The 15588-nt window shown below is 39.7% G+C and carries 10 protein-coding genes and 1 pseudogene; 6 read left to right on the forward strand and 5 right to left on the reverse strand.

What is annotated here, in order from left to right; translation table 11 throughout:
* Positions 1–8: 8 nt before the first annotated feature.
* Entirely contained in the window at positions 9–1373 is a 1365-nt protein-coding gene (locus PQO03_RS15230) for a CmpA/NrtA family ABC transporter substrate-binding protein (protein WP_274154046.1), read from the reverse strand.
* Positions 1374–1709: 336 nt separating this feature from the next.
* A complete protein-coding gene (locus PQO03_RS15235; RefSeq protein ID WP_274154047.1) occupies positions 1710–2633 on the reverse strand; it encodes a sigma 54-interacting transcriptional regulator in 924 nt (307 codons plus the stop codon).
* Between the two features lie 255 nt (positions 2634–2888).
* On the opposite strand from PQO03_RS15235, the gene PQO03_RS15240 reads away from it, so the two are divergent.
* The 6 genes and pseudogenes from PQO03_RS15240 to PQO03_RS15265 all read left to right on the forward strand — a co-directional run bounded on the left by PQO03_RS15240 (position 2889) and on the right by PQO03_RS15265 (position 13009).
* Positions 2889–3590 carry a PspA/IM30 family protein gene (locus tag PQO03_RS15240; protein WP_274154048.1) on the forward strand — a complete coding sequence of 234 codons (702 nt, stop codon included), beginning with the start codon at positions 2889–2891 and terminating at the stop codon, positions 3588–3590.
* A gap of 149 nt (positions 3591–3739) precedes the next feature.
* Positions 3740–4116: pseudogene (locus tag PQO03_RS22145) on the forward strand (GxxExxY protein).
* A 223-nt stretch (positions 4117–4339) separates the two neighbouring features.
* Positions 4340–4981 (forward strand): OB-fold-containig protein, encoded by a 642-nt coding sequence (locus PQO03_RS15250; RefSeq protein ID WP_274154050.1) that lies wholly within the window; start codon positions 4340–4342, stop codon positions 4979–4981.
* Positions 4982–5020: 39 nt separating this feature from the next.
* Positions 5021–7120, forward strand: a complete 2100-nt coding sequence (locus PQO03_RS15255) for a flotillin family protein (protein ID WP_274154051.1) — start codon at positions 5021–5023, stop codon at positions 7118–7120.
* Between the two features lie 163 nt (positions 7121–7283).
* Positions 7284–12485, forward strand: a complete 5202-nt coding sequence (locus tag PQO03_RS15260; RefSeq protein WP_274154052.1) for a DNA repair ATPase — start codon at positions 7284–7286, stop codon at positions 12483–12485.
* Between the two features lie 29 nt (positions 12486–12514).
* On the forward strand, positions 12515–13009 hold the full coding sequence (locus tag PQO03_RS15265) for an LURP-one-related/scramblase family protein (RefSeq protein WP_274154053.1): 495 nt from the start codon (positions 12515–12517) through the stop codon (positions 13007–13009).
* A 160-nt stretch (positions 13010–13169) separates the two neighbouring features.
* Here the strand turns inward: PQO03_RS15265 and PQO03_RS15270 are convergent, their stop codons facing one another.
* From PQO03_RS15270 to PQO03_RS15280, 3 genes are all read right to left on the reverse strand, one after another.
* Positions 13170–13532: a hypothetical protein gene (locus PQO03_RS15270; RefSeq protein WP_274154054.1), complete on the reverse strand. Its 363-nt coding sequence runs from the start codon at positions 13530–13532 to the stop codon at positions 13170–13172.
* A gap of 170 nt (positions 13533–13702) precedes the next feature.
* A complete protein-coding gene (locus tag PQO03_RS15275) occupies positions 13703–14584 on the reverse strand; it encodes a 3'(2'),5'-bisphosphate nucleotidase CysQ family protein (RefSeq protein WP_274154055.1) in 882 nt (293 codons plus the stop codon).
* Positions 14581–15567 carry a phosphotransferase gene (locus PQO03_RS15280; protein WP_274154056.1) on the reverse strand — a complete coding sequence of 329 codons (987 nt, stop codon included), beginning with the start codon at positions 15565–15567 and terminating at the stop codon, positions 14581–14583. Before PQO03_RS15280 ends, PQO03_RS15275 begins: the two co-directional genes overlap by 4 nt.
* Between the last annotated feature and the right edge of the window lie 21 nt (positions 15568–15588).

Raw genomic sequence — 15588 nt, forward strand, 5'->3', positions numbered from 1 at the left:
TTTAATGATTAAGGAGCTTTGATTTCGAAGCTATCGATGTAGTCGTTAGGTTTTTTTCCGTCATAGACTTTGCCATCGATGAAGATGTCTTCCGTGGTAGCGGGCTTATAGCCCGTTTCACCATCTGCAGGAATTTCACTTTCTTCGATATTGCCTTCTTCTATGAGCAGCTTGGCGGCTTCCATATAGAGATTAGGTTTATAGATTTTTTCAGCAGTTTTTGTGTACCACTCGTCGCTTTGATCTTCTTTGAGTTGGCCCCAACGGCGCATTTGAGTTAAGAACCAAATACAATCTGAGTAGAAAGGGTAGGTAGCTTTGTAGCGAAAGAAGACGTTAAAATCAGGCATTTCTCTGCGATCACCACGTTCGTAAACAAATGTACCAGTCATAGAATTACGAAGAACTTTAGCTTCTGCACCTACGTAGTGAGATCTAGAGAGAATTTGTACAGCTTCTTCGCGGTTAGCTTCAGAAGCATCAAGCCATTTAGCTGCACGTATAAGTGCTTTGAGAACTGCGGTGTGAGTTTTTGGGTTTTTAGCGGCCCATTCTTCCGTTACACCAAAAACTTTTTCAGGGTTGTTTTTCCAGATTTCATAATTAGTGACAACTGGAACACCTAGTTGTTTACCATCTTTATCAGCAAATACGGCCTTCTGATTCCAGGGTTCACCTACACAGTAGCCCATAATTGCACGACTATTAAGGTAAGAAGGCATAAGTGGAGGAGCGTTAGGAGATATAACGACTTCAGCATCGGTATGACCTTTAGAGTCAGATGCGGTATAGAAGCCTGGGTGAATACCCGCAGCAGCTAGCCAGTATCTCAGCTCATAGTTATGAGTTGATACAGGGAAAACCATACCCATATTGAAAGGGCCATCCCAGTTTTCGAGTACTGGTTTCAGTGAATCTGCTTTGATAGGATGAATTGGTTTGCCATCGGCATCTTGAGGGATGTGTTCTTTCATTTGTTCCCAGACATCAGTTGCCATGGTGATAGCATTACCATTTAAATCCATACTGAATGCTGTTATTACATTGGCTTTTTGGCTGACGCCAACGGTGGCGCCAATAGGTTGACCTGCAAGCATGTGAGCGCCATCGAGTGCGCCTTTAATGACGTTATCCAGCAGTATAACCCAGTTTTTTTGAGCCGTTAGTTTTACATTGAGGCCTTCAGCTTCAAAAAAACCTTTTTCTTTAGCAATAACTAAAGAGGCACAATCAGTTAATTTAATGAAGCCGAAATGGAGATTAGTTTTTTCTACATCGAGAGGGATGGTGTTTTCATCGACGCTTTCTGCCATGCTTGTAACAGTGCAAAAGAGGAAAAAGCTAAGGATAGCTTTTTTGATTTTTGTTTTCATAGTCTTTCGTTCCTTTTTACGTTTATGTAATATAAATCATATAATTTACTATTTTGTAAGTGATTATAAAATATAAACCTATCTTTGAAATTCAAGTTAAGGACAGCTGTAAAGTAGTGTATTTTTTTATTGTGAGTATAAGAAGTTTATTATAAGTAGTTTATGTATATTTTAGTCCTTATTAATCTCAATCTAAACTACACTTATTAAATCAAGTATAATTCTGTTACTATGAAGGTTTTATAAATATTGATGAGTCAAAAACTTTCTTTTTGGGCACAAAAAAACCTCATCTACTTTTCAGTAAATGAGGTTTTTTATAGCTTTAACTTGATACTAAGAATTATACTTCTGGTAGAAATGTCTGAACTGACTATAGGTCATTTGTAGCAGGCGAGCTGCTTCGCTTTGATTGCCTGAAGCGTCTTCGTAAGCTTTGAGAATCAATTTTCGTTTGAAATTATCGACGCGATCGTCGAAACTGAGGCCAAAGCTATCGGCGCCAGAAATAATGGAGGGTAGTTCATGTTCTTCAATGAAGGGAGTATCACCAAAGAGATAGAGGCGTTCAACGATATTTTTTAGTTCTCGAATATTACCTGGCCAATAATAATCCATCATGACTTCTATTGTGCTAGCCCTGAATTTACGAGGCTGAAGTGAAGGCATTTCTTCGTGAAGTAGTTTTATAAAGTGGACGATCAAAGCTGGGATATCGTCTTTGCGTTGACGCAAAGCAGGAAGTTCAATTTCGGCAAAAGTGAGGCGATCATAGAGATCTCGGCGAAACAGTTTTTCTTCCATGAGTTCTTCTAAGTTTGCGTTGGTCGCAGAAATGAGGCGAACGTCAACCTTTATAGGTTTTGAACTGCCGACTCGTTCGAAAGTTTGGTATTCTACTGTACGTAGGATTTGTTCTTGGAAATTCATCGGCATAATTCCGATTTCATCCATGAATAAAGTTCCGCCATCGGCTTGTTCCATACGACCAATCCGAGTTTCGTTAGCACCAGTGAAAGCACCTTTTTCATGGCCGAACATTTCTGAAGCAATGAGCTTCTCTGTGAAAGCGGCACAATTAATGGTGACAAACTTTTCATTATCGCGTGAGCTAGATTCGTGAATGAACTTGGCCATTAGTTCTTTTCCTGTGCCACGTTCACCTCTGATGAGCAGTGGTCGAGGAACTCGAGCAAATTTTTCAGCTTTCGCTAAGACCGATTTCATGGCTTTTGATTGTGCTATACCTGCATACTTCATGACTGACTCCCTAAATAATTCCCTTTATATATAGAAAGATTTTCCAGCTCTGTCAAGGATATGAGGTTTTTCATTAAGTGATATGTTGAAAAACCTCAAGTTTTTGAGGGTAAGGAGGATAGATGATAGGTCGTCGGATCATTGTGTTAGCCTTAAGTGTTTTATTTATAGTTACTTATGCATTTTAGTGTGTTTTTTGGCACGCATTTCGTTTATGTTCTTAGCATCGAAACAATAAATAAACGAGGAATAAAAATGAATATCTTCAAAAGAATAAGCAACATCATGAGTAGTAAAATTGACGACCTCATTGCGGGCTATGAAGATCCTGAAGTGGCACTTGACGCTCTTATTCAGGAGATGGAAAAGGGGATTGCTGAACTGAGAACGAATGCGGCGAGTTGCATTAGTCAAAAAAAGATGACTGAGAAAAAATTAGCTACGGCTGAAGCAGAAGTAAGCAAGTGGCAAAAAAATGCTATTGCAGCACTAGAAAAAAGTAATGAAGATTTGGCGCGCAAAGCTCTAGAACGTAAAAAAAATTCAGAAGAAGAGCGCTTGGCTTTAAGTAGTCAACTGACGGAAGAATCAGCATTAGTAGCTAAAATCAAAACTCAACTTCACCAAGTTGAAGACAAAATCCAAGAGGCACGTCAAAAACGTGATACGCTAGTTATCAAAAAACGTGCGGCGGATGCTCGTAAAAAAATGGCTGAGACTTCTCAGGCCTTGGATACAGGTATTAGTTCTAGTACGGATTCAGTCCTTAATGGCTTTGCGGATTTCAACAAGTATGAAGAGAAAATTGAACGTGATGTGGCGATGTCAGAAGCGATGATGGAACTCAGTAAAGTTTCGGTGGATGATCTCGAAGAGCAGTTCAAAGAATTGCAGTCGGATGACGCGATAAGTGCCGAACTCGAAGCTCTAAAAGCTCAGCTTAAGAAAAAGAAGTAGGAAAGGGGAAGAAGGGGTCCACAGATTTCTCAGATTCGCACAGAACTGAGGATGAAGTGGGTATACGGAAAAAGGAGAGGACGGGTCCACAGATTTCTCAGATTAGCACAGATTTGAGAATGTAGTGGTGGTAATAAAAGGGGAGTAGGATGAATTATTCAGAACAAGATGATCCACTAACTTATCAAGTTATTGGAGCCGCATACAAAGTCCACGGTGAATTAGGTCATGGTTTTTTAGAGGCGGTATATCAAGATGCTTTGGAGCTTGAATTTTCAAAACAATTGATGCCTTACCAAAGAGAAGTGAAACTAGATATTTATTATAGTGGAGAGAAACTTAAGTCTTTTTATAGAGCAGATTTATATGTTTTGATAAAGTATTAGTAGAGTTGAAAGCGCTGACGAAATTAAGTGGTGCAGAAGAATCACAAGTCCTAAACTATTTAAAAGCGACAGGTCTTAAAAAAGCTTTGCTGATAAATTTCGGCTCAAGTTCAATACAAATAAAACGTTTTATTCTGTGATAATCTGAGAAATCTGTGGATGAAAAATTAAAGGAAAGGAAATATGAAGGGTTTTTTGTATGAGGGACAAAAGCAGCAAACTTTAGCAAAATTGGTCGTGCACCAAGGGAAAATAGCAGGTTTTTGGCTGCAGTGAGGGCAATCTTAAATAAAGTTCAAAAGCTCAGTGTTGATTTAGGTTTAGAACAAGTCATATTTAACAATTATTTATTAGGAGTGAGTGATGTCAGAAATTTTAGATTATGCGATGCGTCTGCATATATTCCCCTTTACGGCTTTATTGGTGCTGATGATACTTTTTTGGCTAAGTGTGATCATTGGTGCGGCGGATGTCACGCTCTTTGATTTTGATCTGGATGTGGACGTCGATGCGGATGTGGGTTTAGATGGTGACCTAAATGCCGACTCTCAGCCGGGCTTCTTTCGATCCATAGCCGATTTTCTGAACTTGGCAGAAGTGCCCTTTATGGTGATAGTCACTTTCTTTGTCTTGTTTTCTTGGGCAGGATTAGTGTATGTGGAATCGCTGGTGAATAGTTCAGGTGGTTCTTTTATACAATGGATAAGTTATTTGCCGATACTTTTTGGAGCTTTGATTGTGTCAAAGTATTTATCATCACCTTTTGGTAAGATTGTAAAGGTTTTGAATAATAACCCAGAAGATCAAGATAAAGCAGTGGGCAACATGGGAGTACTCTTACAAAATACAGATGAAGAACATGGCCGAGCGAGTATCGAAACAAAATCGGCGCCAATTGAAATACTTTGTTATACGGAGAATGAACAAATAAATAAAGGAGAGAGGATTTTAGTATTAAGCTGGAATGAGGGAAGGCGAAAATATTTAGTTACAAAATATTCATAAGATTAATTTATTAAAGTAAAAACAAAATAGGAGTGATTAATGGAATCATTATTAAATGTGTTTGTTGCCGCCGGCAACATTGTGGGTCTCATAGTTGTAGGTGTTATATTATTATTATTGGTAGGCTTCTTTTTTATGCTTGCCAGTTGGTTCAAAAAGGTTCCTCAAGGTAAGGCAATTATTCGTACGGGTTTAGGGAAGACAAAAGTTTCTTTCACAGGGATATATATTGTTCCCGTTGCTCATAGACTTGAGTTAATGGATATAGCCGTAAAAAAAATCGAAATTAATCGCCGTGCTTCAGATGGGCTGATTTGCAAAGATAACATGCGTGCCGATATCTCTGTAGTTTTCTTTGTACGAGTTAATAAAACTGAGCATGATGTACTTTCTGTTGCAAGTATGATTGGTGTAGATCGTGCTTCAGATCAAGAGGCTTTAGTGGATCTCTTTGATGCCAAATTCTCGGAAGCTTTAAAGACTGCGGGTAAGATGTTTGAATTTGAAGATCTTTATACTCAACGTCAAGAATTCAAAGATGAAATCATAAAAATCATTGGTACGGACCTCAATGGTTACAGTCTTGAAGATGCCGCGATTGATTACCTCGAACAAACACCGAAAGAAAGATTGAGTGCCGATAATATTCTCGACGTTGTCGGTCTTGAAAAGATTGCGACCATTACACGTGAGAGAAAGGTAAAAATTAATGAGCAAGAGCGTGAAGAAGAAAAAGCGATTACGCGTCAAAATGTAGATGCACGTGAAAAAATTCTCGATATGGAGAAAGAATTAGCCGAAGCCGAAGAGAAGCAGAAATTGGAGATTGCCAATATTGAAGCTCGTACTACAGCCGAAGCGGAAGTCGTCTCTCAGCAAGAATTAAAACGTTCGGAAGAAGCGCGTATTCGCACCGAAGAAGATGTGAAAGTTGCGGAAGAAAACAAAGATCGTCAGATCATTGTGGCACAGAAAAATAAAGAACGTACTGAAGCAGTTGAGCAAGAGCGTGTGATACGTGATCGTGATTTGGAAGCTACTGATCGTGAGCGTGTGGTGACTTTAGCGGAAATCGCAAAAGAAAAAGCAGTAGAAGTAGAGAAGAAAAATATCCAGGAAGTTATTCGCGAGCGTGTGACAGTTGAACGTGGCGTTGTGGAAGAAGAAGAGAAAATTAAAGATACCAAAGAGTTTGCAGAAGCTGAACGTCACAAAGGCGTGGAAATTACTAAGGCCGAAGAAGAAGGTCAAAGTACCATGATTCGTGAAGAAAAAGTGGCGACTGCACATAAAAGAGCCGCAGAAATTAAAGCTGAAGAAGAACTCATTGTAGAAGTTAAAGGTGCAGAGGCTCGCAAGAAGTCTGCAGAACTTTGGGCTGAACAAGAAGTTATTGAAGCTGAGGCGCGTTTTGAAGCAAGTACGAAAGATGCTGAAGCTAAGAAGAGATTAGCCGAGGGTGTGACCGCAGAAGAAGCTGCCTCCGGTTTAGCTGAAGCTAATGTAAAAACAGCAATGGCGGATGCTATTGAAAAAGAAGGTACTGCTGAAGCAACAGTCATTGGCCTCAAAGGCACAGAAGAAGCGAAAGCAACCGGTGCGATGTACACTGTAGAAGCGGAAGGTACTCATGCCAAAGCTGAAGCAATGAAAGCACTTGATGGCGTTGGTAAAGAACACGAAGAATTCAAACTCAGACTCAATAAAGAGAAAGAAGTTGAACTCGCAGGAATCCAAATCCAAGCAGATATTGCAGCAGCTCAAGCAAGTGTGCTTAAATCAGGTCTTGAAAATAGTAAGATCGAGATTGTTGGTGGCGATAGTATGTTCTTTGATAGCATGCTCAAATCTATTACAACGGCACGTCAAACTGACCAGCTTATTAATAAATCAGAAGTTCTCACTGATGTTAAAGAAACTTTCTTTAATGATGATAAGAGCTTCAAAGAAAATCTCGCAGGTTTTGTTGACAAATTTGGCGTGAGCTCAGAAGATTTAAGAAATCTTTCAGCAACTGCGCTTTTGACGAAGCTTTCTGCTCAGGCATCTGGCGGAGATAAAGGTTTACTTGATGGTCTCCTCAGTAAAGTAGAAGCGCTTGGAATGGGTTCTCAAAATGCTGGTAAATTCCTTAAATAAAAATGATTCTCGGAGAAGAAGTTAATCGACTTCTTCTTCGGATTTACTTAAGCTATCCATTTTCTATGTCTCACTCAGTTTAGAGTCATTCATGAGAGGTGTCGATAGTAGATGGATAGAATAAGTTTTTAGATATTTAGGGATCAATTAGAGAGGAGAGTTTATGTCAGAAGAAGATAATAAGGATCAGTTGGGAGGTGGAACCTACGAGCTTTTGAAGGGTCGTATCGATGCTCAAGTGAAAGAGCTCCAGAGTCGCATGGAGGGACTCAATGGCCAGCGTAAAGAAGTTTTTGGTTCGATAGCTACATCCTTAATTGGTAGTGATAAAGTAACAACGCAAAACAATTGTATCGCACAGGATTTTATCACTGTGGGGCAAACTTTCATTTTCGGGTACAATGTTACGCTAGGGCTCAAAAGTCAGACTGGACTGGAAGATGTATTTGCGATTTATAATTATGCAGAAGGGCGTTTTCACGCGCAGGATCTTAGCTTTATCCAGGATGAAGAATTTATAGCCAAGTTTAACGACCTCTATAAATATTATAAGAAAGCCCAGTTTGTTCGTTTCTCAGCTAGAGGTCATACACTTTATATGGTCTTTAGGATTGGAGATGCCATTGATGACCTCAAAGTCTTCAAGTGGACAATGAATGAAGGTCAAATTTCCTATGTAGATGACCGTAGTGTTCATGAATATAGTTACCCGGCACAACACGAATTCGAATGGAATCGAGCCACGCGTGATATGCATGTGGAAGGTGAGCACCCCCATATCTCTATTGATGATCGCGTCTTTGTGGAAACAGTCGGTGGTGACTTAACGATCAAGGTAGAAAATAATACTGGTGATGGAAGCGGCATTTATGAAGAAGATGTAGAAAACAAAGACCAAACCCTTGATGATGGAGATATTTCCTATTCAATTTTAGATAATCTAATTCTCTTGAAAATCCGTCCTTACCAAGAAAAAGAAGATCGTTATATTGTCTACAATGACAAACTCAAAGAAGCCGTACGAATTGACCGCATTAAAAACTCTTGTGTACTCTTGCCAGAAGGTCACGGGATCATATTTTCTAATGGATATTATTTACAGAATGGTGAATATAAACTTTTTGACCTAGATGTAAGTAATCTTAAGTTTGATCGCAAGCAGGCATCTCCCAATGGTGAAGACATGCTCTATGTTTTCTATAATCGTGAACAGGGGATTTATGTACTGCAGTTTTATAATTTAATTGATCAAAAAGTATCAACACCGATTATTTGTCATGGTTTCTCCATGTTTCCAGATGGTAAAATGATCTACTTTAAAGCGGAAGATGAACCACGTAAGCACCATACAATTCAGGTATGGCAAACTCCTTTTACTGCAGCAGATTTCATTGCTGAGGTAAGTGATGAACAAGCACAGAGTCAGATTTATAAGATCGGTAATAAAGAAGTCGTGAGTTGCATGGCCGAGTGTCAGGAAGTGATTAACTTACTTTCGCGTGGTGAGAGCTATTCGGATCTCTATGTCGACGTAGTGAAAAAATCGACTGATATTCTCGATGGTTATTTTTGGTTAAAAGAAGAGGGCGTTGGTCAACTTTCTGAGCCTCTAGATGGTATTCGAATTGCTTCAACTACGGCAATAGACGAATACGAAAAAGTGAAACGTCTGCGCAAAGAAACGGCTAAAGTAAGCAAAGAAGTTGCTGCAGAAGCGGAAGAACTCTTTCGTCAAATCCCCTACACCTCTTTTGATCATATCGACAAATTTGTCGCTAAACTCAGTGAGCTACGTCAGTTGCGTTCACATATCATAGAACTTAAAGATCGCCCCTATGCAGATATTGAATTTTGTGAGAAAATAGAACAAGAGATCATTGAGACTTCTGATAAAATTTCAGGGCGTTGCATTGATTTCCTTGCAGATGAAAAGTCACTCAATCCTTATCGTGAGCAAATTGAAGCTCACGAGGCGCAACTTGAGGTCTTCACAAAAGTAATGGAAGGCCGTGAGCTTCAAGAAAAGCTTGTTGAAACATCGAGTCAGTTAGAGATGTTGATTGAAACAGTATCGAACCTCAAGATTGATGATCCCACGCGTACAACGCTGGTCATTGACTCAATTTCTAGTGTCTTTACGATTCTTAATCAAACCAAGGGCAAGCTAAAAAATCGTATCAAAGATTTGATGTCAGTAGAAGGCAAAGCAGAATTTAATGCCCAGCTCAAGTTACTTAATCAGGGTGTGGTAAATTACCTTGATGTAGCGAATGAACCCGACTTAGTAGAAGAATACCTAACAAAAGCGATGGTTCAGCTCGAAGAGCTCGAGAGTCATTTTTCCGAATTTGATGAGTTTATTGTAGTACTTGCGGAAAAACGAGATGAGGTTCAGAATGCTTTTGAACAGCGTCGAATCTTTCTGACAGAAGAGCGCTCACGTAAAGCAGAAGCCTACATGGCTGCTGCTGACCGTATCCTGAAATCTATTGGCAATCGCATTAAAAACTTTAAAGAAGTGAAAGAAATTTCTTCTTATTTTGCCGCCGATATGATGGTGGATAAACTTCGTGACTTAGTGAATAAATTACGTGATGCGGGCGATTCCGTTCGTGCAGATGATCTTGAGAGTCGCCTCAAGAGCATGAGAGAAGAGGCTATTCGTCAGCTCAAAGATAAGAATGAACTCTACGTAGAAGGTGAAGATGCGGTACGTTTTGGTAAGCATGTTTTCTCGGTGAATAAGCAGGAGCTCAAGCTGACAATGGTTTCTCGTGAAGGAGATTTTTATTACCACTTGACGGGGACACGCTTTTTTGAAAAGGTGGAGTCCGATGAATTAGAACAGACTCGTGAAGTTTGGGCAATGCAAAGTGTTTCGGAAAATACTGAAGTTTACCGAGCGGAGTACTTGGTGAAATCCATTATTGATAGCTTAGACGAAAAGCAACTTGGCGAACTCCTTGCCATGACGCAAGAAGACTTGCTAGAATACATCCGTCAGTTTATGGCTCCTCGCTATGAGGATAATTATACCAAGGGTATTCACGATCACGATGCTTCCTTAATTCTCAGTCAGGTTTTACTACTGATGCGCGATATGGATTTGCTGAACTTCTCACCTCAAGTTCGTTCTAGCGCCCAGTTATTTTGGTTGAGCCTTGCAGAGGGTGAAGAGAAAATTCAATTCCTTAGCCGAATCAAAAATTTTGGTATCATGTATCAACTCTTTCCTGGGCGTAAACCTGGCCAAGATTTGATTGATGACCTCAGTAAAGCTTTTAGAGATTCTGCGGCGGTAGAACTCTGTGAAGATTCAGAGAATCTTCAGGTCATAAATTATCTTATTCGCGAACTCGGGCGTCATGATCATTTTATTATTTCGCATGCCGCGAGTCAACTTTATCACGCTTTTGAGGCTCACCTCAAATCGGCGCGCTTTAAGCTCAAGCTAGAAGAATCACTCGATGCCCAATTCGTGGGAAATATATCTCAACGTTTTGAAATCATTAGTGAATGGATGAAAGCGTTTATCGATTTACGTGGAGATGAATTTAATTCAACTTATCTCAATGAAGCGGCTTTGATTTTTGCGGCACAGAGCTTCAATCCCCTGCATGTCATTCAGGCGGAAATGGAGAAAGAAATCTCTGGCATGGTGGGTTCACATAGCTTACTGAAAGAAGGTGGAGTTTACAGCTTGGACTACCAAGATTTTTCTCATCGTTTGGAAGAATTTCTTAATGTTACGGCACCAAAATATCGTCGTTATGTTGACCTCAAGCACGAACTCAGTGAAGGCCAAAAATCCTTTATGCGTTTGCATGAATTTAAAGCTCGTGTTTTAAGTTCTTTTGTGCGCAATCGTTTAATTAACGAAGTTTACCTACCGATGGTGGGAGACAACTTAGCTAAGCAAATGGGTACATTAGGCGAAAATAAACGTACTGACCTGATGGGTATGTTATTATTGATTTCTCCTCCGGGTTACGGTAAAACAACACTGATGGAATATATCGCTTCTTGTTTGGGTTTAGTGTTTATGAAAATCAATGCACCGGCTATTGGCCATGCAGTGACTTCACTTGATCCTGCCGAAGCGCCCAATGCCTCCGCTGCCGAAGAACTCAAAAAGCTCAATCTTGCTTTTGAGATGGGTGATAATGTGATGATCTATCTCGATGATATTCAGCATTCTAATCCCGAATTACTGCAGAAGTTTATTTCTCTTTGTGATGGCCAGAGAAAAATTGAAGGTGTTTATAAAGGACAACCGAAAACTTATGATTTACGTGGACGTAAAGTCTGTGTAATTATGGCGGGTAATCCCTATAATGAATCGGGTGATAAATTCCAGATTCCAGACATGCTATCCAATCGTGCCGACACCTATAATTTGGGTGATATAATCGGCGATACTAAAGAGGCCTTTTATTCTTCTTACTTAGAAAACTCCATGACTTCCAATCCAAGTCTTGCGAAGCTCGCAACCGCAGGTCGTAAAGACGTAGAAGGCTTTATTGCTGCCGCAGAAAAAGGTTCGATTCAAGGGCTTGATATAGAAGGTGATTTCTCATCTGCCGATATGAATGATATTGTTGAAGTTCTAAAGAAACTACTCGTGGTTCGCGATGCGATTGCCGCCGTGAATTTAGAATATATTCGTTCCGCCTCGGTGCAAGATGATTACCGTACCGAGCCAAGTTTTAAGCTTCAGGGTTCTTATCGAAATATGAATAAGATCACTGAAAAAATCTTGCCGATTATGAATGAAAAAGAGTTAGATACTCTGATTCAAAGTCATTACGCCAATGAGTCTCAGACCCTTACGGGTGATGCCGAATTCAACTTACTGAAATTCCGTGAATTGACGGATCATTTAAGTGATGAAGATGTAGAACGGATTGGCGATATTCGCAAAACTTTTGGGCGCAATCAACTCTTTGCGAATGCAGATGAAAGTGATCCAGTTTCTCAAGTTGTAGTTCAGTTAGGTCAATTTTCAGAAAAACTAAGTCAGATTAGTGAAGTGATTGCGGCGGCTTCCGCAAAATCAGGAAAAAGCTCAGGCTTTAGTTTAGATGACGAAACGATGGCTAAACTCACAAGTCTTTTCTATCCCGATGAGAAAGATAAGCGTGATCGTCATGTGGTGATTCCAGGTAAAGTGGAAATTGTCAATAATGTCCCAGACTTTTTTTCACACATCCTCAAGGATCAATTTGAGGTGATGAAAAACTGGATTAAGCCACTGATGGCCGATAATATGACTGAGCGTGATGATATTTCTGATCTTAAGAACTCAATGCTTGATTTGTCAGCGAATTATCAGCAGCTCTTAGAACGCATGGGTAAGGAAGATTAAGCAAGCTTAATAAGGCGGAGGGGGGAAGTATGAAATATATAATGAAGGAAAAGTTTTTTTCTTTAGGCGATAACTATGAAATTAAAACTGAAAAAGAAAAATTAGCTTATGTCGTGAAAGGCAAAGCCTTTAGTTTCGGTAATAAACTCAAGGTCTGTGATGCCAATGATCGAGATCTGGCTTTTATTGAGCAGAAAGTTTTATCAATGATGCCTCGTTATCGTCTCTATAAAGGCGAGCTTTTATTTGCCGAGATTCAGCAAAAAATCTCATGGTTTAAAAAGACCTTTATTTTAGATGTGCCAGGGCCTAATGACTACACGATAAAGGGTGACTTTTGGAATCATAAGTACGAATTTTTCCGCAAGGGCAAAGTTGTTGCAGAAGTGAATAAGAAAATGTTTACTTGGTCGGGGACTTATGGGATAGATGTGATTGATGGCGAAGATGATTTAGCAATTATCTCCACGGCAATTATTATTGATTTATGTATGAGTGATAATAATGCGAGTGCCAACTATTAGGAATAGCTTACGGTTCTTGTGGAGATCTTGAATGCCAGGGGGATTTCTCATATTATTGAATAAGAAATCCCTCGACTTTCAATTCACAATGCTTAAGTCCAACATTTAGTGAATATGATTTTCAAAAAGAAAGACGAACTCGTGAGAGTTCGTCTTTTTTTTAAGGGCCTACAAGTTTAAAACAGAGCTGCTTTGTTAATGTATCTTGAGCATCAATAGCTTTACGACACAGTAAAGTTTCTCCGTTATGATTATAGTAGTTGAGTTGATTGAACTTACAGAAATCTATAAAAGCGTCACAATGAAAATCTTGATCACAATTAATGACGGCCCAGAAATTTTTAAGAGAGTGTTCTACGTTTTTAAGGTTTTTACCTAAATATTTAAAAGAATACTTATTAGCTATTTTTTTGAGCTGAGGTGCTGCGCCCACAATGCTAACGTCCATGCCTTGTTTAAATGCTTTTTTGAGAATTGCTTTACCGCGTTTTGTGAAGCTGCCAAGTATGAGTATCTTTTTCATAATAGTATATTCCTCTTAGTTTTAAGTGCTCTAAGAAATTAACAGCAAAACATGATTAAAAACAAATGTTTTCCAAAATAATTTTAAACTTATTTATATATTTATACAAAAAAATATAGCGCGGTAGTAGGGCAGTGTGGGTGGGGAGGAATTAAGAGCAATTTTTACAGCTAAAGACTTGCGTAAAAATCTTGGATTGCCAAGGAGATTTCTTTATTGCTTGAATAGAGGACGCCCTGGTGATTCATAAAAGTCGAGTCTGGGCGATTGAGGTCGAGTTTGTCACCATGAATATTAGTGGCTGGCTTATTGGCTTCGTGAAAGAGGCAGGCACTAGCAGAAAAATCCCAGAGGCTTCCGCCGCCTAGTTTTTTCTTGGGTAGTTTGAAATAGCAAGCAAACGGTGATGAGAGTGTCCACATGGCATTCATTGCTCCGCCACCATGACGGATAAGTTCGACTTTTTGACAGCCCATTTCCTCACTCATCTTTTGAATGAATGCTTGGTATTGAGCAAAGAACTCGTTCTCGTAAAAACTGCGATCACAAATGAAATAAAAGATATTTTCTTTAGATGAATCTGAGGGAGACCAAGCTTCGCGGTTTTTATAGAGTCCTAAACCTTTGACGGCATGATAGAGGTCATTTTTTAGAGGATCATAGATGACGCCGATTTGTGGAGTACCATCTTTTTTGACAAGGGCAATTGAGACAGCATAACCATGTACTCCTTCAATGAAAGGCAGGGTTCCATCTAGAGGATCAATACACCATAAATAATCTTTCTCAAAGCGTTTGCGATCATCGCAAGTTTCTTCAGCTAAAAGTGCTAGATCAAACTGACATAAACTCGGTTTGAGATGATTAATAATGACTTCTTGTGCTTTCAGGTCAAGCTCAGTGAAAACTTCGGACGCTTTGGAACTTGCCCCGGATTTGAAATGATGAGTGAGAGCTTTGTGGTCGCAAGCTTGGATGAGTTTGCCGGCTAGTAAAGCGGCTTCAATAGCGAGCTCGCTTAAGTCTTTGAGCTGAGTTGAATTTAAAATCATAAAGACTGCTCCAGATCTTTGATGACTTCTCGGCAGATTCTTTCGCTATAGGAGTTTATTTTCCAATGGCCAGGACTCCAGCCTTTAAGGAAGCGATGGAAATCTGCCCAAGCATAGGGGTAGAGTCTTCTCCAATCTTGCTCCAAGTCGTCGCAATTGATTTGCGGATGAGTCTTTTGCGTGGCCTTGCGAAGTTCGCAAAAATAGTAATCCAAAATATCTTGTTCTTGGCTCTCGCATTGCTCTTCATTGAGACAGCTCCCAACAAAATAGGCGAGGTCTTTGATGCCACAGCCCTTGCCGATATATTGAAAATCAACCGCAGCAACTTTCCTTGAGTCCTCTGAAAAGCAAAAATTGGCGAGTTTGGCATCCCCATGGACGAGTGTTTGGAAAGGGGAAGCTTTGAGTTCGAGATCAATAGCGCTAGCCGCTTTTTTAAGAGCGAGATCATCTAAGGCCTCAAGTTCTTGTGGACGAGTTTCTAAATGCCAGTAGCAGCCACTCTCCCAAAGTCCATCAATTGGAGTGTTGAGGAACGTGGCATGAAAATTGGCGAGCCAAGATAAACAAGCGTTGAAAGCTTTTTGATTTATATTAGTCAAACGTGCAGGGAAGCCGTAGGCATCCATGTCTTGCAAGATAATTAAAAAATCATTGTCACTTTGTTCAGCAGAGATCAAAGAAGGTACCGTGCATGAATCATTGCATTTGGAACTAAAATTTTTATACCAATTTAACTCAATCTGATATGATCGGAGTTTACGCAGATGTGAGATGTCGCTATTCCATCCACGGGGATGATTGCTGATGCTGGGAGGATTGACGTGTTTGACAATGGTTGAGGGGTATTCACTGCCTTCTAAGTTAATGCGTAAAATTTGTCCGTAGCCACTCCAAAGATTTTGAATAACTTGGCTAGATGAAATGGATCCTAGGCCAATAAGCCTAAGGATCCGATCATGTAAATTTTGACTGAGCATTAAATTATAAACTCATTGCCT

The sequence above is a fragment of the Lentisphaera profundi genome, assembly GCF_028728065.1.
GTDB classification, from domain to species: domain Bacteria; phylum Verrucomicrobiota; class Lentisphaeria; order Lentisphaerales; family Lentisphaeraceae; genus Lentisphaera; species Lentisphaera profundi.

Excerpts from the sequence above, each read along its gene's own strand:
- PQO03_RS15270 (WP_274154054.1), bottom strand. The coding sequence starts at position 13,532 with ATGAAAAAGATACTCATACTTGGCAGCTTCACAAAACGCGGTAAAGCA.
- PQO03_RS15235 (WP_274154047.1), bottom strand. The coding sequence starts at position 2,633 with ATGAAGTATGCAGGTATAGCACAATCAAAAGCCATGAAATCGGTCTTA.
- PQO03_RS15280 (WP_274154056.1), bottom strand. The coding sequence starts at position 15,567 with ATGCTCAGTCAAAATTTACATGATCGGATCCTTAGGCTTATTGGCCTA.
- PQO03_RS15265 (WP_274154053.1), top strand. The coding sequence starts at position 12,515 with ATGAAATATATAATGAAGGAAAAGTTTTTTTCTTTAGGCGATAACTAT.
- PQO03_RS15250 (WP_274154050.1), top strand. The coding sequence starts at position 4,340 with ATGTCAGAAATTTTAGATTATGCGATGCGTCTGCATATATTCCCCTTT.
- PQO03_RS15230 (WP_274154046.1), bottom strand. The coding sequence starts at position 1,373 with ATGAAAACAAAAATCAAAAAAGCTATCCTTAGCTTTTTCCTCTTTTGC.
- PQO03_RS15275 (WP_274154055.1), bottom strand. The coding sequence starts at position 14,584 with ATGATTTTAAATTCAACTCAGCTCAAAGACTTAAGCGAGCTCGCTATT.
- PQO03_RS15255 (WP_274154051.1), top strand. The coding sequence starts at position 5,021 with ATGGAATCATTATTAAATGTGTTTGTTGCCGCCGGCAACATTGTGGGT.
- PQO03_RS15260 (WP_274154052.1), top strand. The coding sequence starts at position 7,284 with ATGTCAGAAGAAGATAATAAGGATCAGTTGGGAGGTGGAACCTACGAG.
- PQO03_RS15240 (WP_274154048.1), top strand. The coding sequence starts at position 2,889 with ATGAATATCTTCAAAAGAATAAGCAACATCATGAGTAGTAAAATTGAC.